The organism is Corynebacterium sp. MSK044 (genome assembly GCF_030232825.1).
Taxonomy (GTDB): domain Bacteria; phylum Actinomycetota; class Actinomycetes; order Mycobacteriales; family Mycobacteriaceae; genus Corynebacterium.
In genome coordinates, this window is record NZ_JASPJJ010000010.1 from 1 (window position 1) to 19,107 (window position 19,107).

At 61.1% G+C, this 19,107-nt stretch carries 16 protein-coding genes and 4 pseudogenes; 11 read left to right on the forward strand and 9 right to left on the reverse strand.

All coding sequences use genetic code 11. The annotated features are described in order from the left end of the window. A pseudogene (locus QP994_RS07175) lies at positions 1–824 on the reverse strand (IS3 family transposase); the annotation flags it as partial. Positions 825–878: 54 nt separating this feature from the next. Between QP994_RS07175 and QP994_RS07180 the strand changes: the two are divergent. Further along, a pseudogene (locus QP994_RS07180) lies at positions 879–1,196 on the forward strand (response regulator transcription factor); the annotation flags it as partial. Between the two features lie 120 nt (positions 1,197–1,316). Beyond that, the gene (exaC, locus tag QP994_RS07185; RefSeq protein WP_284865888.1) at positions 1,317–2,837 is read left to right on the forward strand and encodes an acetaldehyde dehydrogenase ExaC; all 1,521 of its coding nucleotides are present in this window, start codon (positions 1,317–1,319) and stop codon (positions 2,835–2,837) included. Positions 2,838–3,012: 175 nt separating this feature from the next. On the opposite strand, the gene QP994_RS07190 is transcribed toward exaC, so the two are convergent. Beyond that, positions 3,013–3,450: a hypothetical protein gene (locus QP994_RS07190; protein WP_284856428.1), complete on the reverse strand. Its 438-nt coding sequence runs from the start codon at positions 3,448–3,450 to the stop codon at positions 3,013–3,015. A 229-nt stretch (positions 3,451–3,679) separates the two neighbouring features. Here QP994_RS07190 and QP994_RS07195 point away from each other — a divergent pair, with 229 nt between their 5' ends. From QP994_RS07195 to QP994_RS07205, 3 genes and pseudogenes are all read left to right on the forward strand, one after another. Next, positions 3,680–3,922 (forward strand): hypothetical protein, encoded by a 243-nt coding sequence (locus QP994_RS07195; protein ID WP_284865889.1) that lies wholly within the window; start codon positions 3,680–3,682, stop codon positions 3,920–3,922. Between the two features lie 22 nt (positions 3,923–3,944). Next, positions 3,945–5,294: pseudogene (locus QP994_RS07200) on the forward strand (IS256 family transposase). Between the two features lie 29 nt (positions 5,295–5,323). Continuing rightward, positions 5,324–5,929, forward strand: a pseudogene (locus QP994_RS07205) (IS3 family transposase); the annotation flags it as partial. A 99-nt stretch (positions 5,930–6,028) separates the two neighbouring features. Here the strand turns inward: QP994_RS07205 and QP994_RS07210 are convergent. Next, a complete protein-coding gene (locus QP994_RS07210; RefSeq protein ID WP_284856213.1) occupies positions 6,029–6,631 on the reverse strand; it encodes a superoxide dismutase in 603 nt (200 codons plus the stop codon). 187 nt (positions 6,632–6,818) lie between these two features. On the opposite strand from QP994_RS07210, the gene msrA reads away from it, so the two are divergent. Continuing rightward, entirely contained in the window at positions 6,819–7,469 is a 651-nt protein-coding gene (msrA, locus tag QP994_RS07215; protein ID WP_284865890.1) for a peptide-methionine (S)-S-oxide reductase MsrA, read from the forward strand. 8 nt (positions 7,470–7,477) lie between these two features. Here the strand turns inward: msrA and QP994_RS07220 are convergent, their stop codons facing one another. Beyond that, positions 7,478–9,388 carry an alpha/beta-hydrolase family protein gene (locus QP994_RS07220; protein ID WP_284865891.1) on the reverse strand — a complete coding sequence of 637 codons (1,911 nt, stop codon included), beginning with the start codon at positions 9,386–9,388 and terminating at the stop codon, positions 7,478–7,480. Positions 9,389–9,480: 92 nt separating this feature from the next. Here QP994_RS07220 and QP994_RS07225 point away from each other — a divergent pair, with 92 nt between their 5' ends. Genes QP994_RS07225 through QP994_RS07235 form a run of 3 tightly spaced genes read left to right on the forward strand, consistent with a single transcriptional unit; the run spans position 9,481 to position 12,651 of the window. Next, positions 9,481–10,245, forward strand: coding sequence for a glycerophosphodiester phosphodiesterase family protein (locus tag QP994_RS07225; protein ID WP_284865892.1), 765 nt, complete (start codon positions 9,481–9,483; stop codon positions 10,243–10,245). A gap of 24 nt (positions 10,246–10,269) precedes the next feature. Continuing rightward, positions 10,270–11,181 (forward strand): DUF5926 family protein, encoded by a 912-nt coding sequence (locus QP994_RS07230; protein ID WP_284865894.1) that lies wholly within the window; start codon positions 10,270–10,272, stop codon positions 11,179–11,181. Between the two features lie 12 nt (positions 11,182–11,193). Continuing rightward, entirely contained in the window at positions 11,194–12,651 is a 1,458-nt protein-coding gene (locus QP994_RS07235; protein WP_284865895.1) for an amino acid permease, read from the forward strand. Here QP994_RS07235 and QP994_RS07240 read toward each other — a convergent pair whose 3' ends face one another. Together QP994_RS07240 and QP994_RS07245 are read right to left on the reverse strand one after the other, a co-directional pair. Then, positions 12,652–13,923 (reverse strand): LCP family protein, encoded by a 1,272-nt coding sequence (locus tag QP994_RS07240; protein WP_284865896.1) that lies wholly within the window; start codon positions 13,921–13,923, stop codon positions 12,652–12,654. 42 nt (positions 13,924–13,965) lie between these two features. Beyond that, positions 13,966–14,658: a CPBP family intramembrane glutamic endopeptidase gene (locus QP994_RS07245; protein ID WP_284865897.1), complete on the reverse strand. Its 693-nt coding sequence runs from the start codon at positions 14,656–14,658 to the stop codon at positions 13,966–13,968. A gap of 25 nt (positions 14,659–14,683) precedes the next feature. Here QP994_RS07245 and pheA point away from each other — a divergent pair, with 25 nt between their 5' ends. Both pheA and QP994_RS07255 read left to right on the forward strand, forming a co-directional pair. Continuing rightward, positions 14,684–15,628, forward strand: a complete 945-nt coding sequence (gene pheA, locus QP994_RS07250; RefSeq protein ID WP_284865898.1) for a prephenate dehydratase — start codon at positions 14,684–14,686, stop codon at positions 15,626–15,628. Between the two features lie 2 nt (positions 15,629–15,630). After that, positions 15,631–16,290, forward strand: coding sequence for a histidine phosphatase family protein (locus QP994_RS07255; protein WP_284865899.1), 660 nt, complete (start codon positions 15,631–15,633; stop codon positions 16,288–16,290). A 195-nt stretch (positions 16,291–16,485) separates the two neighbouring features. On the opposite strand, the gene QP994_RS07260 is transcribed toward QP994_RS07255, so the two are convergent. From QP994_RS07260 to QP994_RS07270, 3 genes are all read right to left on the reverse strand, one after another. Next, positions 16,486–17,490, reverse strand: coding sequence for a putative endonuclease domain-containing protein (locus QP994_RS07260; protein ID WP_284865901.1), 1,005 nt, complete (start codon positions 17,488–17,490; stop codon positions 16,486–16,488). Positions 17,491–17,663: 173 nt separating this feature from the next. Further along, positions 17,664–18,011 (reverse strand): metallopeptidase family protein, encoded by a 348-nt coding sequence (locus tag QP994_RS07265; RefSeq protein ID WP_284856202.1) that lies wholly within the window; start codon positions 18,009–18,011, stop codon positions 17,664–17,666. A 3-nt stretch (positions 18,012–18,014) separates the two neighbouring features. Continuing rightward, entirely contained in the window at positions 18,015–19,100 is a 1,086-nt protein-coding gene (locus QP994_RS07270) for a septum formation family protein (protein ID WP_284865902.1), read from the reverse strand. Positions 19,101–19,107 lie beyond the last annotated feature (7 nt).

Here is a 19,107-nt window from a genome sequence, read left to right on the forward strand (position 1 = left end):
GCTCGCCCGAGTTGCGACACCGACGATCTTTCTGGAGTACACATCGGTGATAAACGCGGTGTAGGCAAAACCAGACAAGGTGCGCACATAGGTGATGTCAGCGACCCACAACCGGTGCGGCGCGGGGGCAGTGAAGTCACGGTTGACCAGGTCAGGGCGGCAATCCGGAACGTTGGCCCGAAGCGTTGTCATCGATGTGCGGCCACGCCTGCGGCCGTAAATGCCAGCTTGCTTCATCAAACGCGCGGTTTGATCACGACCGATGTTCCAGCCGGCGCGCTGCATAGCCTTCCACATCTTGCGGACCCCGTAGACGCTGAAGTTGTCCTCGTAGACCCTCACCAATTCAGGAATGAGCAGCGCATCCGACAAACTCCTCGCCGACGGCGCGCGTGTTTTCGCTGCTCGGTAGCCACGAGAGGTGATGAACCCACATTCTGTCTCTTTCAATGTGCGACAGATAGCCTCGACCCCGAAGCGATCGCGATACGCATCGATGTATTCGATCATCTTCTGGTGGGACGGTCGAGTTCCGCCGCGAAAAAAGCTGACGCGGTTTTCAAGATCTCGTTAGCCCTGCGTAGCTCCTTAATCTCTTTCCGGAGCCGCTTCAGTTCGTTAGCCGTTGACTCGCCGGCGCCGACCTCAACATCGGACGAGGCCATATTCGGCTTCAACCAATCGTTGAGCGTGTGCGCTGGAATGCCGAGCTTTTCACCGATCTCTACGGCTGCACTCCATTTCGAGCACCCTTCGAGCTCAACGAGGTCCTCAGCCAAACGCACTGCCTTGGCCTTGAACTCGTCACTGTACTTCCTTGGCATGATTCCAATCCTTCTCTAGAAATGATCGGAACTAAACCCAGGACACTTCACGGCCAGGTGTTGGACTTCTTGGGTTCGCTCGAAGTCGTCGCAGGTGGTGGCGTGGTGATTGACCCTGATGTGGCGACGGCATTGATGCAGTCCGGCAAATCGGGGCTAGCCAGTTTGACGGCGCGCGAGCGCGAAGTGCTGGAGCTGATGGCAGGAGGCAAGTCCAATAAGCAGATTGTCGATGACCTCGTGCTTTCAGGGGCGGCAGTGGCGAAACACGTGTCCAATATCTTTATGAAGCTGCATCTGGAGCCCGGCGAGGAAAACCGCCGTGTGCGGGCAATTCTGGAATTTCTCACGGCGACGTCGGGGCAGATTTAGGGTCGGCAGCAATCGCATCTCTCGCAAAAGCGATGAAAAAATAAGTGTTGACTGTGGCGCGAGTCACAAAGTAAAGTTTGCTCGTACGTTTTTGTTTCCCTATCGAAAGGACGTGTCTACATGACTGTTTACGCCAACCCCGGCACCCCCGATGCAATTTTCACATACAAGGAGCAGTACGAGAATTTCATCGACGGTAAGTGGACACCTCCAGTAGACGGGCAATACATGGACAACTCCACCCCGGTCACGGGCGAGGTTTTCTGCCGGGTTCCGCGGTCTAACGAGAAAGACATTGAGCTCGCCCTCGACGCCGCACACAAAGCAAAGGACTCCTGGGCCTCGGTTCCTGCGGCCGAGCGGGCGCTGATCCTCCACCGCATCGCGGACCGTCTGGAGGAAAACCTTGAGAAGATTGCCGTCGCCGAGACCTGGGAGAACGGCAAGGCCATCCGCGAGACCCTCGCCGCTGACATCCCGCTCGCAATCGACCACTTCCGCTACTTCGCCGGCGTCACCCGCACGCAGGAGGGGCGCATCTCGCAGATCGACGACAACACGGTCGCCTACCACTTCCACGAGCCACTCGGCGTCGTCGGCCAGATCATCCCGTGGAACTTCCCCCTCCTGATGGCCGCTTGGAAGATCGCCCCGGCCCTCGCTGCCGGCAACTGCATCGTGCTCAAGCCTGCAGAGCAGACCCCCGCGTCGATCCTCATGCTCACTGAGATCATCGCCGATCTGCTTCCGGACGGCGTCCTCAACATCGTCAATGGCCTCGGCACCGAGGCCGGTGCTGCGCTGACCGCAAGCGACCGGATCTCCAAGATTGCGTTCACCGGATCGACTGCCGTTGGCCAGGTGATCAATAAGGCAGTGTCCGACAAGATTATTCCAATCACGCTGGAGCTCGGCGGCAAGTCCCCATCCATCTTCTTCCCCGACATCATGGACGCCGACGACGCATTCCGCGAGAAGTGCATTGAGGGCCTGGCCATGTTCGCGTTGAACCAGGGCGAGGTCTGCACCTGCCCGTCGCGAGCCTTGGTCCACGAAGACATCGCTGATGAGTTCCTGAAGCTCGCGGTCGAGCGCGTCAAGCAGATTAAGACCGGCAACCCGCTGGATACGTCAGTACAGATGGGCGCCCAGGCCTCCCAGGAGCAGCTGGACAAAATCTCCGGCTACTTGGAGTCCGGGCCGAAGGAGGGCGCGGAGGTTCTTACCGGCGGCAACGTCGCCAAGCTCGAAGGGTTGGAGGGAGGCTACTACGTCGAGCCGACGATCTTTAAGGGCAACAACTCGATGCGCTTCTTCCGCGAGGAGATCTTCGGCCCGGTCCTGGCCGTGACAACCTTCAAAACTCTGGACGAGGCTCTCGAGATTGCCAACGACACCATCTACGGTCTTGGCGCCGGTGTGTGGAGTCGCAACCAGAACAACGCCTACCGCGCTGCCCGCGGTATCCAGGCTGGCCGCGTGTGGGTGAATAACTACCACAGCTACCCTGCTCACGCAGCCTTCGGCGGTTACAAGCAGTCCGGTATCGGCCGCGAGAATCACTTGATGATGCTCGAGCATTACCAGGAGACCAAGTGCATGCTCGTCTCTTACGACGAGAACCCGACTGGCCTGTTCTAAGAATTCATGCCCTCGGGGCTAGGCGATTTGTCGATTCCGATTCACGTCCGAAGACGGCGCCGACTATTGCCTTGCCCAACGCCCTCCGCGCCTGGCAGGTTACGATGGTCGACCTTAACCTGACACACCAGACGCTGGCGACTCCAAAGTTAGAGGCCTAGCTCACAGCCGACAGCTAGGTCTCTCCTTCTTTCTTTACTTGCCGGTACCACCTACGCATCCGATTAATCGCGGCACTGGCAGCCCATCCGCCGAGAAAAAGTAGCGGGATGTAGAAGAACACGACATAGGCGACGGCCAGGCCGTCCTGCCCGTCGGGCGGCGTAGTGAGAAATAGGAATGCCAGATCGCCAAGCACGGCAATTCCTGCGCCGGTAGCTGCTGCGACAATGCTCCGCGCGCTGGTCATCCCTCGAGCCGACGAGCCATCACCGGCGAAAACGGCCATTGAACCAACCAGCATTACTGAGACCAGCATCGACACAATCCACGACGCAATTCCTTCGTCGTAGGCGAGATTGGGCTTCGGCAAGATTAGCCCACCTAAAACACTCCACGCGACCGCGGCGAAAAAGGACGCCAGCAAGGGGCGGGTTATATTGTCGAGCCTCATGCGCCCCAGGTTACGTGAGATGACCTCCAGAAAGACCGAATCTCCCCTCCCCAGTGGAGAATTCAGTCACGCCTGCAAGAGCACAATCCTCCGAGCATAAAGTGGGGTAAGTAGAAATACTGACAACCCGAAAACTTACGGGCTGCAAGGTCAAGTCCCGTGTAGTGGTGTAGCGGTTTGTGCTTTCGGCTCGGTATGAAGTTTGGTGTTGTGGTTAGGCGGTTAGTTGATGGTGCTCGCCCTCATCATCCCCACCATCGTTTTAGTCGCCTACCTCAAGCGCCGTGGCATTCCTCTTGGGTTCCGCCCACTGGGCACACGCGGTTGGCACTTGGTGTGGCAGGTCCCCGCGGGCATCGTGGGTGCGGCGGTGTGTACGTCGATCGTCGGCACGCTTCTTGGCATGGAACCCGGTGGTCGGTCAGACCCATACGGCGAGAGGGTGTCAGGAAGTTTGTGTGTGAGGCTCTGATTCAGAAGGAGTTTCACCAATAATGACTACGGTGTCACCGAAGAAAAACCATGACCAGGACAAGGCCAACAAGATCAGCGAGAAGCTGATGGAAAATCCTGAGCTTGCTAGCTTGATTGGCGAGTTATCGACCTCCACCGATGACGCCAGCGACCTGGTCAAAGGCCTGTTGCAGGCCTCGATCAACGCGGGTCTGCAGGCGGAAATGGATGCCCATTTGGGCTACGGTCATTCCGACCGGAAGATGAAGGCCCAGGTTGAACCAGCACAGGGGAGCAACCACCGCAACGGGTCGTACACCAAGACGGTTAATTCTGGTTACGGCACGTTGGAAGTGACTGTGCCCAGGGATCGTTGTGGCACGTTTACTCCCCAGATGGTGCCCAAGGGCTCACGTCGGCTGACAGAGCTTGATGACATGATCGTCTCGCTGTACGCCGGTGGGATGACAGTGCGTGATATTCAGCACCATCTTGGCTCCACCCTGGGAGTGGATATGAGCCCGGATACGATCAGCACGGTTACTGATGCTGTGTTGGAAGAGGTCTTTATCTGGCAAAACCGTCAGCTAGACCAGTTCTATCCGGTGATCTTCCTCGACGCGCTCCGAGTGAAAATTCGCGACGGCCACCGTGTAGTTAACAAGGCGTGCTACATGGCGGTGGGCATCGACATGGACGGTATCAAGCACATCCTGGGCTTGTGGATTGCTGATAATGAAGGTGCCGCCTTTTGAGCATCGGTGTGCGCAGATCTTGCCAACCGTGGCGTCCAGAATGTCTTCATCGTCTGCTGTGATGGACTGAAAGGCCTACCGGAAGCTGTGGAGGCGACCTGGCCGAATTCCATGGTGCAGACCTGCATTGTGCACCTGATTCGGGCTGCGAACCGGTGGGTGTCTTACCAGGACCGCAAATCTGTCTCCCGGGCGCTGCGTGAGGTCTATACGGCCGCAAACGAAGATACCGCCCGTGCCAGTTTAGATGCGTTCGAGGCCTCTGAACTGGGCCGGAAATACCCGCAGTCTGTGAAAGTCTGGCGTGATGCGTGGGAGCGGTTCGTGCCGTTTCTGCAGTTCCCGCCGGCGGCACGCCGGGTGCTCTACACCACCAATTCGATCGAATCACTCAATGCTGAATTGCGTAAAGCTACTCGTAACCGGGGTCAATTCCCGAACGATACTGCGGCGCTGAAGACGCTGTGGCTGATGATCTGCAACATCGAAGACAAGCGCGTTGCCCAGCGAGCGAAGAAAGCAAAGCGCGACGTTGAGTGCAACGGCTATATTGAAGGAGCGAAAGCCACCGGGTGGAAACAAGCCATCAACCAACTAGCCGTGGCTTACCCCGACCGATTCGCGGACTACTTGTAAACCAAACCCCCGCATACAAACTATCGGACACTCTCATTACAACCCGTAAGCCTAAAGTGCCTGATCTGCGTCCGGACTTGGTCGAGCGTGAATTCAAAGCCCAGGGGCCGAACAAGCTGTGGGTGGCTGACATTACGTATGTGCGCACGAAGAAAGGCTTTGTGTATGCCGCGTTCGTCATCGACGTTTACTCCCGGCGGATCGTTGGGTGGGCGTTATCAGACTCGATGCGGACTGAGGCATTGCCCCTGCAAGCTCTCAACCAGGCGATCGCATGTGCTGAGGAAACAACAGGTCTCATTCACCATTCAGATCACGGCTCACAGTATGTCAGCGTTGTCTACAACCAGCGACTTGCCCAGCACGGGATTGCCGCTGCCACCGGGACGGTTGGCGACTCCTATGACAATGCTCTGGCTGAAAACGTGAACGGCTCCTACAAGAATGAGCTGATCCGTGCTCGCAGGTGGGATGATGTTGTCGAGGTAGAAATCGCGACGTTCGAGTGGGTGTCATGGTGGAACGAAGCTAGGCTCCACCAAAGCTTGGGATACCGAACCCCGGTCGAGATGGAAACCGAATTTTGGAAGCAGAACCCACCACAAGAAATAATAGAAATCAAGGCAAACGCCTAGGAACAAAACCCGGGGCAGTTCAGAAATAAAAAAGGGCCCACCCGGCGACACGCCGAGCGGACACACTTTTGTCTATTAACCCGCATGCGGGGGCCGTCGTTAAGCAGAAGCCTTAGCAAAACGCTCAGCAACGTCGTCCCAGTTGACAACGTTCCAGAAAGCCTTGGCGTAGTCAGCCTTCACGTTCTTGTACTGCAGGTAGTAAGCGTGCTCCCACATATCCAGCATGAGAACCGGGGTGAAGTCAACGGAGATGTTGCCCTGCTGATCGGTCAGCTGCTGGATGACCAGGCGACCAGCGATCTTGTCATAGCCAAGCACTGCCCAGCCAGAACCCTGGAGCGACAGAGCGACGCCCTCGAAGTGCTTCTGGAAAGCCTCGAAGGAGCCGAAGTCACGGTTAATCGCCTCAGCAAGCTCACCTGCCGGTGCGCCACCACCATTCGGGGACATGTTCTTCCAGAACACGGAGTGGTTGGTGTGGCCACCCAGGTTGAATGCAAGGTTCTTGGACAATGCACGCAGCTTGTCCGGGTTAGCGTCACCATTGCGCTCAGCCTCGAGAGCCTCCAGTGCAACGTTAGCGCCAGCGACGTAGGTGGCGTGGTGCTTGCTGTGGTGCAGCTCCATAATCTCGGCGGAGATGTGCGGCTCCAGCGCGTCGTATGCGTACGGAAGTTCAGGAAGTTCGTAAACAGCCATTGGTAAACCTTTCATCTGGGTTTGCTCTTACTCGGCCCATGATAGGCAAAAACCCAAGATCGAGTTTTGGGGGCTTGTGGGAGCGTTCGATTTTTCTTCCCATGCCAATCTGGCGACCTGGGGTTTTGCGGCGGAGGAAGCATGAAATGGTGAGATTTTTCGACAAGATCCGATAACAATAGAGGACATGGCTTTCTTCTTTGGACGCACCCCGCAACTCGTGGACCCTGACTTGGCCCTGCCCGGCCGCACGGAACCGGTTCTGGGGAACCCCCGGCCGCACGCAGTGCTGGGCACACCGATCACTGGTCCGTGGCGTGAAGGGCAAAAACGCCTGCTGGTGGGCATTGGCTGTTTCTGGGGTGCGGAGAAAATCTACTGGCAGACGCCGGGGGTGGAATCCACGTCGGTGGGTTATGGCGGTGGGGTCACCCCGAATCCGACGTACCGGGAGGTGTGCTCCGGAGCCACGAACCATGTTGAGTTGGTGGAGGTTGTGTATGACCCGGAGCAGGTCAGCCTGAAGGAACTGGTCAAGATGGCGCTGGAGGCACATGACCCGACGCAGGGTTTCCGCCAGGGCAATGATGTGGGGACGCAGTACCGGTCCGCGTTTTATACCACCGGCCCCGATGCGGAAGCGGACGCGGAACTGATCCGCGGATGGGTCGCAGAGTACGGCAAAGCACTGCAAGAGGCTGGTTATGGGGACATCACCACGGAGGTGGCCAGCGACGTCGACTACTACCTGGCGGAAGAAGAACACCAGCAGTACCTGCACAAAGTGCCCAACGGGTATTGCCCGCATCACTCCACCGGGGTGGCGTGCGGGATTTAAGCAGGGATCTAATCCGCGCCGAACGTTTCCTTCGCGGACTCCTTGGCGGCACCAGCAGCGGTGGCGCGCAGGCGGGTTGAGTCGTGCATGATCCAGTCATGGATCCGGCTGATGGTGTCCTCCGAAAACCTGGTGTCCAGCACGGCATTCCAGTAGGCCACCGTTTCGCGGTGGTATTGGTGGCCGTGGCCACCGGGTGGGTTGAGGGAGATCAACTGGTCCACACCCACCTGCCAGCCGGTGATGAAGGGCATCCACCGCATGGATTGCAGTACGTCAACGTGCTGGGCTGCCGGCGCTTTGATGCCGCGGGAACCGGGCTCGCGGAGCCAGTCAGGTTGGCTGACAAAGAGGCGCCAGTCCCACCACACCACGGGGTCGGAGGCGTGTTGGGCAAAAACGGTGCGGGGGAATTCCCACTCCTGTTCATAGGCGGAGCCATCGAAGGTGTGGTGCAGGTGGTCTGGGTGGGCGGTGAAGCGGACGTGGCGTCCACCGTCCACAACCGGGAGGCGCTGAGGGCTGCCTAGGTCACGTCGGCGCGTGAGCTCAGCGATGTTGCGGGCAAAGCCGGGAGCACCGGTGAAGACACCACCGTCAGTGCTGGTGATGAGTTCATCCGGGGTGGAGAAGGAGTCTGTCAGACCATAAGCGCCGAGGGATTCCCCGCCGATGTACAGGAGGGGGCGTTTGTCCGCGGGCATGGCAGCCAGGCGTTTCTGCACTGCGCTGAGCAACACTTGTGCGCTGCGAACCGGAACTTCACGGTCTGAGGCATAGGAGTAGGCCGAGGGCATGAAGGAGTACTGCATGGCCACGATGGCGCAGTCACCTTGGCTGAGGAACTCGAAGCTGGACGTGTGGTAATCACTGATCCAGCCGGTGCCGGCGGCACTCATCACGGCGATGCGCTTACGGGACCAGGCATCGGTGCGGTCCATTTCCCGCAAGACCATCTCGGCCTGGTGCTCAGGCGTGCGGTCCCGCAACCCAATGAACACGCGGATCGGTTGTTTAACCTGGGTAGACGGAACGTCAAGCACAGAGGCGATGTCGTGTTGACGTGGCCCGCCCGCCACCACGGCACGGCCCTGACGGCCCAAGTACTTCCACTTCTCCAGCGAAGCGGGGGAGCCTGAGCGCTCCTTCTCCCGGGGTTTAGCCGCGCCGGGTAGGAACTCACGGTCGAGGGCATCCGCCTTGCGGTACGCGGTGTTGAGGATCTGGCGGATGACCACCTTGTCTGTCAGTACAGCCCCCAGTGCACTCATGCCCGCCACGGCCAGTGGCCAGGACACTACCGGTGGCATCCAGCGGCGCAGCTGGCGGTTAAAGCGCTCCGTGGACATCTGGATACCTTCGCCGACCAGCAGCAAAGCGCCATACCCCAGTGAGCCAAGAGCAATGCCCGCCAAGGTTTGCAAAGGGCCCCGCTGGTGGGAGGCTTCGACGAGGCGTTCGTGCTCAGAACGTCGTAAAGCAGCTGCGAGATACGTGCCCACCGTGACTGTGCCCATGGCGAGCTGCACGAACGGCGCTGCCTTCTGGCGTAAACGACGCGGCCCGGACCACCCGGCGGCATCGCTGACACTGGTCACCAGATTAGCCGCACCCACGCCCACCGTATGACCGGCGGCCTGGCAAATGGCCACATTCGCCGTGGTCACCCACCACGGGTGCGGCAAAAGCGACGGCGAAATAGCGCCCCACGCAGCCACCTCTGCCCCCAGAATGCCCGCCGTGAAGTTCTCCGGCAAACGCCGCAAACCCGACATCCGCACCATCGGCGTCAAGTCCGCGAACAGCTCCACCGCATACAACGGCGCGCGCACGGCACGCTTGCGGTGGGGGCGTAACCGTTTGAAGGCTTCCCGCGGAGACATGAACATATGGTCCATTGTGGCAAATGAAGAAGACATGCGGTGAGCAAGAAGTGAACAACGCGTGATAGTTCGGTGATTCACCCGGCCTGCAGTCGCCTTATCTGAGAGATGAGCCTACCCTGGCAGGCATGATGCTGAAGCCGGATCCGCACATCATTGCCCACCGTGGAATGTCGGGGTTGTACCCAGAATCCACACTTCGAGCCTTTGAAGAAGCATTGAAACTGGATGGGGTGCACGGCATTGAATGCGACGTGCGGCTCACGCGTGATGGGCGCTTGGTGGTTCACCACGACTCCTTTATCAACCGGACCTCCAACGGTGCCGGGCGCATTGCCAAGATGGATTTTGATCACATCCGCAGATTCAACTTTGGCACCAAGGAAGACCCACAGCAGATCGTGCTGCTGGACGAATTGTTGGACCTCCTCGAGGACTACCCGGACAAGCACATCTACATCGAAACGAAACACCCCACCCGCTACGGCCCTGAAGTGGATGAACAGACCGTGCGCACCCTGTGGTACCGCGGGATGAAGGAAGACCCGCGTGTCCATCTCATTTCCTTCTCTCACTCGGCGATGCGCTACTTCAAGCAGGCCGTGCCTGATTTGGAAACGTTCTACCTGTTCCGTCTGCGGGAAATGAAGTGGAACAAGAACAACACCATGTTCTCCCGCCCCTACGGCGTGGGCCCGGCGCTGGCGCACCTGCAGTCCAAGCAGGATCTGTTGGGCTACCGCGGACTGAAAACCTATACGTGGACCGTCAACCTGCCAAAGGACATGTTGTGGTGCCGTGAACAAGGGGTGGATGTTTTTGCCACGGACCTGCCGCACTTGGCGGTAGAGGTGTTCCGTGAGCACCCCGTCACGCCAGTGTCTGCGGGGTAGTGCTGCCCCACTAAACTAGTGGGCATGGCCAAAAAGAACCGTAAGAAGGAAGATCTGCCTGAGGGCATGAGCCGCCGTCAAGCGAAGTTGGCGGCGCGTGCCGCTGAGCGCGCTGCGTTGCAGAAGGATCCGCGCCCGTACTCCGGTCTCGCCGCGGAGGCGGACCTTGTTGCTTTGCAGGAGTTCGTGCCGTCCGCCACCGCAAAGATTGAGGTCAACGGCACCCCGGTCACGGTGGCAACGGTGCTGCCCGGTGCCGGTGCCGCGCTGGTCCGCCCGGAGGCGGAGGGTGGGGAGCGCATGGTCGCTCTTCAGGTCCAGTCCCACTCCATCAACCCGGGCCGTGACCTCGCGTACGCCCTCAACTGGGTTGTGAACGCGCAGCCAGGTGACACGCTCGGTTCCACCGTTGCGGATGGTTCGCAGCCAGAGCTCTCTACGCTTTTCGACGCTGCCCAGACCCTCACCGTCACCACCCACGACGACTTCAACTGGTGGTTCACCGATTCCTCTGCTGTGAACCCGCAGATCCAGCAGGCACTGGCACGCGCCAACGACGCGATCATCCCGTCCGTGCAGGTTGCCCCAGAACTGCCGGGCGCGATCTGGTGGGTGAATCCGGGTGGCGCCAAGGCGCACATCCGGTGGGTCCGCCAGGAAGATGATGAGCGCCTGCTGCTTAATGCGCTCGCCCGCATCGCGGCTCGCGGTGAGCTCAACCTCGGTGAAGGCACCAAGTTCGCTGGCGCCTTCCGCACCCACGGCCTCGTCGTCCCCGTCTTCGACCTGGACCCAGCCGTGGAACCCGCCTCCTACGCTGATGCTCTGACTGCACTCAACGCTGCCATTGAGAAGGAATACGGCAACGATGAACAGCTGAACGCCGACGAGCGAAAACAGCTGGAGAACATCAAATCCCGTCAGGTGACCATCTAGAACCCCCCCGTCATGTCCACTGCATTTTCCCCCGACTCTGCTTCTTCTGCTTCAGCTTCTGCTGCCTCAGCGCTTGCGCTGAAGCACCGCCCGAAAGGGCTAAACACGCGCCACCTCAACTTCATCGCCCTGGGCTCCGCCATTGGTACCGGCCTGTTCTACGGTTCCGCTGGTGCGATCCAGGCTGCCGGCCCCTCCGTTCTGCTGGTGTACCTGCTTGGCGGCGCAGTGGTGTACTTCATGCTGCGCGCGCTTGGCGAGATGGCGGTGCGCCACCCCGTCACCGGCTCTTTTGCGGAGTACACCCGTGCCCACATGGGTGGCGCCGCCGGTTATCTCACCGGCTGGATGTTCGCCTTTGAGATGGTCATTGTGGCGCTGGCGGACCTCACCGCCATTGGCATCTACATGGGCTTCTGGTTCCCCGATGTGTCCCGGTGGGTGTGGATCGTGGCCGCGCTCCTCATCGTCGGCGCCGCCAACCTGGCCAGCGCAAAGGCCTTTGGTGAGTTGGAGTTCTGGTTCACCGTGATCAAGGTCGGGGCTGTTGTGGCCATGATCATTGCCGGTGCAGCCGTTCTGGCTTTTGGTCTATCCAGCGCCGAAACCACCGGCCCTGCCAACCTGGTCAATGACGGTGGGTTCTTCCCCAACGGCATCGAGGGCATGATCGCCTCCTTCATCCTCGTGCTCTTTGCCTTCGGTGGCACCGAGATCATCGGTGTTGCCGGCACGGAGGCCAAGGACCCGAAGGAGGCGATCCCGCGCTCCATCAACACGGTGCCGGTGCGCATCCTGCTTTTCTACGTGCTGTCCATCCTGATCATTCTGATGATCAACCCGTGGCGTTCCATCACCGGCGACCAGTCCCCCTTCGTACAGATCTTCTCTGCCCTGGGAGTGAACTGGGCTGCGGGCCTGCTTAACTTCGTGGTCATCACCGCTGCGCTGTCCGCCATCAACGCGGACCTCTTCGGCGCTGGCCGTGTGCTCACCGGCCTGGCTAAGCAGCACTTTGCCCCGAAGATCATGGCCAAGACGGTGCGCGATGTTCCGGTGATGACCACGGTCATCCTCATTGCCGTCATGGTGATTGGTGTTGTGGCCAACACGCTCATGCCGGAGCGCATCTTTGAGGTCGTGGCATCCCTGGCCACCTTCGCCACCATCTTCGTGTGGCTGATGATCCTCCTGGCACACCTAGCCTCACGCCGTCACATGACCCCGGAGGAAGTCGCCGCCCTGCCGTACAAGACCCCGTTCTTCCCGTACGGCCAGTACTTCGCGGTGGCGTTCATCCTGTTCACCTTCGGCATCATGCTGTGGTTGCCGGCCTTCCGCGGTGCGTTCTTCGTTGGTGTCGCGTTCAGCGTCATCACCGTCGCGCTGTTCTACATCACGGGCCGCCACAAGCTCCCCGGCGTCAATGATCATGAGCCGGGAGCTACGCCTATCGACGCCCCCCGCTAACTACCTCATTCCCCCAAACAACTGCCCGGCGGCAGCGTCGTCCCACACGGCGACGTTGCCGACCTCGGTGTCAGCGAAATGGGAAATCGGCACTGTTTCCGTGTTGATCCCGCCGCGCATGGCCAACGCCAGGCGGGCTAGGTGCCACACGTGGTCGTTCTTGCCCACGGTGAACAGCTGGCTGCCTTTCAACGCCAACGGCACCGCCCGGAACGGGTTGAGCAGCACCTTCGGTGACACAACCGTATGCATCAGGGCACCGAGGAATTCTCGCTGACGAGCTACCCGGTCCAGATCCCCCATCGCCGTTGCACGCGTACGCACGTACCCCAACGCTGTCGGCCCATCCATCACCTGGCAGCCCGCCTGAATATCCAGGTTGGCCAGCGGATCCTGGATCGGCTCCGGTGGGCACAGCTCCACACCACCAGCCACATCCGTCAGTCCGGCAAGACCACCCATGCCCACTTCCGCATAGTGGTCCACCCGTAAACCAGTGGCGTTTTCCACCGTCTGGCTGAGCAACTTCGGTCCCCCAAACGCGAACGCCGCATTGACCTTGTCGTAGCCATACCCAGGGATCTCCACATAGGAATCACGCGGGATGGACAACAGAGTTGCCTTGCCCGTGGCTGGGATGTGGAACAGCATGATGGCATCCGTGCGACCCGAACCAATATCGCCGCCCGTTCCCAACCGCGCCACGTCCTCGTCGGACAGGCCCTGCCGCGAATCCGATCCCACAATCAGCCAGTTCGTCCCCGCCGTATTACCAATCCGCGCATCCGGCAACGCATCCACCCGTGCCAGCCGCGCATCCGCCACCAACGTGACCACCACGGCGCCCACCAGGACGATCGAGAGGATCCACCCCAGTAGGTTCAACGGATTGCGGCGGCGCCGTGGTCGTTGCGGGGGTCTTTTTGCGGGCCGTCCCACGGGCCTCGGTCCCGGCCGTCCTCCTGGCCGCCCGACTGGCCGCTGCGTTGGCCGTTGCGTTGGGCGTCCACCGCGTCGCTGCACCGGCCGCGCTGGCCTCGCTGGCTGCGCTGCCTGCCGCGGAGGCAGTGGTGTCCGTCGGGGTTGGTACCCGCCCTCACCAGGCATGTGCTGGCGGGGATGCTCAGGTCTTTCCGGTCGCTCCGCGGATACTCTTTGTGCGGAGCGTCGACGGATGGGTCGGCCGTACCTATCCAGGATCGGTGCCCCATCTTTGCCCAGCAGAAATTCTCCCGGGTTGTCCCGGGGGTCGTTGGAGTGCGGGTTGGACATGGGGCACATTCTAAACGGTCCAATCCACGAATCCCTGGTGCGCTACAGCCCGAGCCATGACAGGTCGAGCATGAGATACCCCACGTAGGCCACCACGTCGATGAGGAAGTGCGCCAGGATGAGCGGCCACACTTTCCCAGTGCGTGCGAAGAACCACGCGAACACAACGCCCATCACCACGTTGCCCACACCCGCCGAAAAGCCCTGGTAGAGGTGGTAGGAACCACGCAGTACTGCCGATCCAGCCACGGCGCCCCACACCGGCACCTTCAGTTGGCGCAGCCGGGTGACCAGCCACAGCACCACCACGACTTCCTCACTGAACGCATTCGCCGCGGACCATAGAAGCAGCAGTGGCACGCGCGACGCGTCCGTCGCTGGCACCACCTCTGCCGAGAACCCCAGGTGATACGCCCCCACGTACAAGGCCAGCCCCGGAATGCCAATCAGTGCCGCCAACCCGGCACCCCACGCCAGATCCCGCCACGAAGGACGCTCCAGACACCGCTCCAGCAGGTAGAGTGCCAACGCGCCCCACGCGAACAAGGTCAGGGCGGATGCCACCTGCAAGGAGATATCCAGCCAGGGGAGGGCCGAGGTGGCGCCATTAAGCACAACCTGGTGTTGGTTGAGGGGGGACTGGGCGGCGTCGATAAGCCTGAGTAGGGCCTTGACCCCCGCCATGCCGAACGTGACGCACAGAACAATGGCCACCTCGGCAACAAGTCGCTTCATGCGTGCAACTGTAGGCTGGGTACCTATGACTGCAACCGTCGCGTATCTAGGGCCCGCGGGCACGTTCACGGAGGAGGCGCTGTGGCGGCTCGTGGAGGGGCTCGGCGAGATCACGCCGCTGCCCGTCGACTCACCCTCCGAGGCGCTCAATGCCGTGCGCGAAGGTCGCGCGGACTGGGCCGTCGTCGCGATTGAGAACTCCGTCGACGGCGCCGTGACCAGCACATCCGACGCATTCCTCGAAGCGCCCGGCGTGCAGGTCTATGGGGAGGTGGAGCTTCCCATCAGCTTCGCCATCATGACAAGGCCAGGCTTTTCGCTTATCGACGCCACCCGCTTCTCTACCCACCCCGTCGCCCACCGCCAAGTCCGCCGCTGGCTCACCCAGAACCTGCCATCGGTGGAATACCTCGCTGCGACCTCCAACGCCGCTGCCGCCCAAGCCGTGGCGGAGGGGAAAGCCGATGTCGCCGCTGCGCCGCTGCGCGCCGCCGACCTGTTCGGGCTGGAAGTCCACGCCACCGGCATCGCCGACCTAGCCACTGCCCGCACCCGCTTCGTACTGGCAGGACCCACCGGGGTGCCCACCCCGCGCACCGGCGATGACCGCACCTCCGTCGTCTTCCAGCTCCCCAACGAAGCCGGCACCTTGGTCGGAGCCCTGCACGAATTCGCCTACCGCGGCGTGGACCTCACCCGCATTGAATCCCGCCCCACCCGTGAAGAAGCCAACACCTACAACTTCTACGTTGACCTGGTAGGACACATCGACGACATTCCGCTCGCCGAGGCGCTGCGCTCCCTCTGGCTCCGCGCCACCACGGTCACCTTCCTGGGGTCCTGGCCGCGCTACCGCGCGGAGGGCTCTGGGGTTGTTCCTTCTGCCATGATGGACCCGGCTCGCCTCGCCCAAGCTGAACAATGGGTTCGGGCCGCGCGCACTGGAGTTCTCGGAGAGTTAGGAGATTAATCATGCTGATTCTTTTACGACACGGCCAAACCACCTCCAACGTCGACCGCAAACTGGACACCCTCGTCCCCGGTGCACCCCTAACCGCACTCGGCGAGGAACAAGCTTTGGCTGCCGGCCAGGCGATCTCCGCGGACTACCAGGTGGGGAGGGTCTTTTCCTCCGAGGCTCTGCGCGCCCGGCAGACCGCTGCCATTGCCTTCTCTTCGCAGGTCAGTGACATTCCCGCACTGCCCGGGCTCCAAGAAATCCACGCTGGCCGGTGGGAGATGCACAACTCCTGGGCAGCCCACGAGGCCTACCTCAACGCCTTCCGTGGCTTCTACCGCCGCGACCTCGCCGCCACTGTTGAAGACGGTGATTCCCTAGACACCTTTCTCACCCGTTACCGCGCCGGGGTGCTGGCCGCGCTTGACCCTGCCCAGTCTTCTGCGGGTTCCACCGGTTCTGGTTCCGGTAGCACCGTGATCGTTTCCCACGGCGGGGCCATCAGGGCTTTCACCGCCAACGCCTGCCAGGTGGACCCGCAGTTTGCCGAGCAGTCCTACCTCCCCAACTGCGAATACGTCGTGCTCAACCCTGGTGACGACCCCGCCGCCACCTTCGGTGACTGGGAGGTTGTGCGGTGGGGGGCCTACGACTTGGCGGGTCTGCGCGGCTGACCCCGGCCCTTCCGCCGGCCCTCGCCGAGCCCTTCCCTGCGGGACGCTGTGTAAAATTTTACATTGCCCTGGTAACGATCGCCGGGCAGAAATCTGTGACCTGCGGGTTTAAAAATGCCGCGCGAGGGGCATGTAGTTTTTTACACAGCGCCCCCGGGGGAGGGCCTAAAACTGGCGGCTCGATCCCATTCAGACCTACCCCTGGAGGAAGCCGCGCCGGGCCAAGACCAATTGCCGGAGCGTGTCCGGCAGGGAGTGGAGGGTCCCCGCAGTCACACGGATGACGGCCCAGTCCTGCTTGGCGCATTCGATGTTGATGCGGCTGTCCCGGTCGCGTTGTTGGCGGGTGAGGTGGTGTTCACCGTCGTACATGATGCCGATGCGTAGGCCGGGAATGGCCAGGTCAAACACGGTGATGATCTTGTCGCCGCCCATCAGGACATGTTGTTCAACCAGATCCACACCCAGCTCCAGGCCAAGCTCGCGGCACAGGGCCAGGATGAGGAGGCGCATTTCGGTTTCTTTGGGGGAGTCGGCCAAGGCGCTCGAAAGCCCACTCACCTTCTTTAGCCACCGCTGGTTCACCATTCCCCGGCTGGCGGTGAGGATGGGGGCGAGGGGGAGGGGGAGGTGGCGGAGGGAGGCGTCGATAAGCTGAATGGCCCTGATGTCCGTGGGGTCGTACCCATCGACGGGATAGACCTGCCATGAGTAGGTGCCGTGGCGGATGAGCTGGAGGGTTTCGGCGACGGCGACTTTGGGTGGAGAGATCGGGATGACGTACCCGCAGGCGCGGACAGCCCAGGTGGTGTCGGCGGGACGGCGCAGGACGAGCGGGGTGAATTGGGTGGCCAGCTGTTTCCGTCGTGTCATGCCGCGCAGTGTGGTGTCGTTGCTGTCGGCGAAAAACGGCAGGCCAAAGAGTGCGAGCGCGCTGAGGCCGCAGATGGTCAGGTGTGGGTGCTCGAGCCACATCGCTATGGCGCGGCTGGCTGCCGGTGCGCGGTAGATGATGCGGAGCGGATGGTCGAAGGATTGTTGGTGGGCAAGTTCTGGTGGGCGCGCGAAGCCGCTGGGCATGGTGAATGTGCCGTTCACGGGCAGTCCCAGGCCGTTTGTGTGCAGGCCGCCGGGCATTTTCCCGTCCACATTCATCCCGTTGCGTGGCGGTTGTGGCGGATTGAAAGGTGAAGTGTTCACATAGTTTTAGACTGCCGCGGGATGGGGTTTGGTTCCCTCCGGTCCGAAGTTCTGTGTAAAACTTTACATTGCACTAGTAACTATTGCCAGACAGAATTCCGTGACCTGCAGGTTTAAAACTACCGCCCGAGGGCCATGTCACCGTTTACACAGCGCCTCGCTGCTTATCGACGCTACCCCCACCCCAACTCATGCAACTCGTCTTCTTCCAACCCGAAGTAGTGTCCCACCTCGTGGAAGACGGTGACTTTGACCTCGTGGCGGAGCTCGTCGATGTCTGAGCAGATGGCTTCGAGTGCATCTTTGTAGATGAACACGGCATCCGGCAGGTGGCCGGTGTGGTTGGCGTGTTGTTCGGTGAGGGGGACGCCCTCGAAAAGGCCAAGCAGGGTGGGGTTGTCCTCGTTGTAGGGCCGGGCCAGGATGACCATGTTGGTCATGGAACGGGCGAAGGATTCGGGGATGAGGTCGAGGGCGTCGTTGATGAGGGCTTCGAACTCTTCGTCGCTGATGGGTTCCATGGTTTAAGGCGCGTTGTAGGGCTGGGGTGCAACGGGGACTGGGCCATCAGACGCGCCGGCCCCACCAGTTCCGCCCTGTTCAGAGCGCAGCGGACGGCGCTCCGGCGGGGCTTCAGGCACTGCTCCGTCGATGGTGAGGGCTTCACGGCCGTCCTTGGCGGAGCCGGTCAGGGTGGAGAAGCGGTTGTCCTTGGCAAACATGAGGCCGCAGTTGACGGTGCGGCTGCCACCGTCCCAGGCGCGGATGGGTGAGGTACCCCAGTAGATCTGCAGGGTTGTTTGGTAGAGGTTTTCTTCGCTGCCGACGTATTCTTCGGCGGCTTTGGCGCAGACATCACCAAGGTATTTGTTTTGTTCGTCGACCGAGGGGGTGTGGTCGGCGAAGACGGGGGCGAGGTCGATTTTGCCGGTGACCTCGATGTGGTGGGGTTCGGTGCAGTCCACAGCAGTGAGGGTGTTGGCTTGGTCGCTGATCAGGCAGGTTCCGGTTTCGGCGACGCGGGCTTGGTCGCGTTCGGCGGCTTTGCCGGTGGTGAGGATAGGTACGCCGTCGGTGTTTGTTTCTTGGAGGCCGCAGAGCATGGTGCGGTCACCGTCTTCCCATGCGTCGGTGGGCGGCAGGATGGGGGCGATGGAGTAGCGGCCGGAGGGGTCGTAGCGTCCGCCGAGGTAGCGGATGGAGGCGGTTTGGCAGAGTTCCTCGCGGAGCTGGGCTTGGCGGGTTTGGTTGGGTGGTGGGGCGTCGGGGCCGAATTCGGCGGTGGGGTAGGTGTTCAGGTCTTCGCGGGAGGAGACTTCGAAGCGGTGTTCGTTGTTGCAGTCGGTTTCTTCGAAGGCGCTGATGGTGCCTTCGCCGTCCATGTCCCAGGTGAGGCAGGTGCCTTCTTTGGCGGCGGTGAAGGGGATGATGCCGTTTGCGTCGGGTTCCGGGGTGACCTTCCCTGTGGTGCCGCCAGGTTGGGCAGCCAGGGAGAATCCGGTTGTGCCGGCGTATGTGCCCATGCCCAGTGCGCCGGCGAGTCCGGCGATGAGAAGGGTGCGCAGTCCTGTGCGGGAAAGCGAGTTGCCGTTGTTCATGTTCTCCATCATGCCTGCA

Bases quoted from the DNA above. Each gene is read 5' to 3' on its own strand.
- exaC (WP_284865888.1), top strand. From the start codon at position 1,317: ATGACTGTTTACGCCAACCCCGGCACCCCCGATGCAATTTTCACATAC.
- QP994_RS07190 (WP_284856428.1), bottom strand. From the start codon at position 3,450: ATGAGGCTCGACAATATAACCCGCCCCTTGCTGGCGTCCTTTTTCGCC.
- QP994_RS07195 (WP_284865889.1), top strand. From the start codon at position 3,680: ATGGTGCTCGCCCTCATCATCCCCACCATCGTTTTAGTCGCCTACCTC.
- QP994_RS07210 (WP_284856213.1), bottom strand. From the start codon at position 6,631: ATGGCTGTTTACGAACTTCCTGAACTTCCGTACGCATACGACGCGCTG.
- msrA (WP_284865890.1), top strand. From the start codon at position 6,819: ATGGCTTTCTTCTTTGGACGCACCCCGCAACTCGTGGACCCTGACTTG.
- QP994_RS07220 (WP_284865891.1), bottom strand. From the start codon at position 9,388: ATGTCTTCTTCATTTGCCACAATGGACCATATGTTCATGTCTCCGCGG.
- QP994_RS07225 (WP_284865892.1), top strand. From the start codon at position 9,481: ATGATGCTGAAGCCGGATCCGCACATCATTGCCCACCGTGGAATGTCG.
- QP994_RS07230 (WP_284865894.1), top strand. From the start codon at position 10,270: ATGGCCAAAAAGAACCGTAAGAAGGAAGATCTGCCTGAGGGCATGAGC.
- QP994_RS07235 (WP_284865895.1), top strand. From the start codon at position 11,194: ATGTCCACTGCATTTTCCCCCGACTCTGCTTCTTCTGCTTCAGCTTCT.
- QP994_RS07240 (WP_284865896.1), bottom strand. From the start codon at position 13,923: ATGTCCAACCCGCACTCCAACGACCCCCGGGACAACCCGGGAGAATTT.
- QP994_RS07245 (WP_284865897.1), bottom strand. From the start codon at position 14,658: ATGAAGCGACTTGTTGCCGAGGTGGCCATTGTTCTGTGCGTCACGTTC.
- pheA (WP_284865898.1), top strand. From the start codon at position 14,684: ATGACTGCAACCGTCGCGTATCTAGGGCCCGCGGGCACGTTCACGGAG.
- QP994_RS07255 (WP_284865899.1), top strand. From the start codon at position 15,631: ATGCTGATTCTTTTACGACACGGCCAAACCACCTCCAACGTCGACCGC.
- QP994_RS07265 (WP_284856202.1), bottom strand. From the start codon at position 18,011: ATGGAACCCATCAGCGACGAAGAGTTCGAAGCCCTCATCAACGACGCC.
- QP994_RS07270 (WP_284865902.1), bottom strand. From the start codon at position 19,100: ATGATGGAGAACATGAACAACGGCAACTCGCTTTCCCGCACAGGACTG.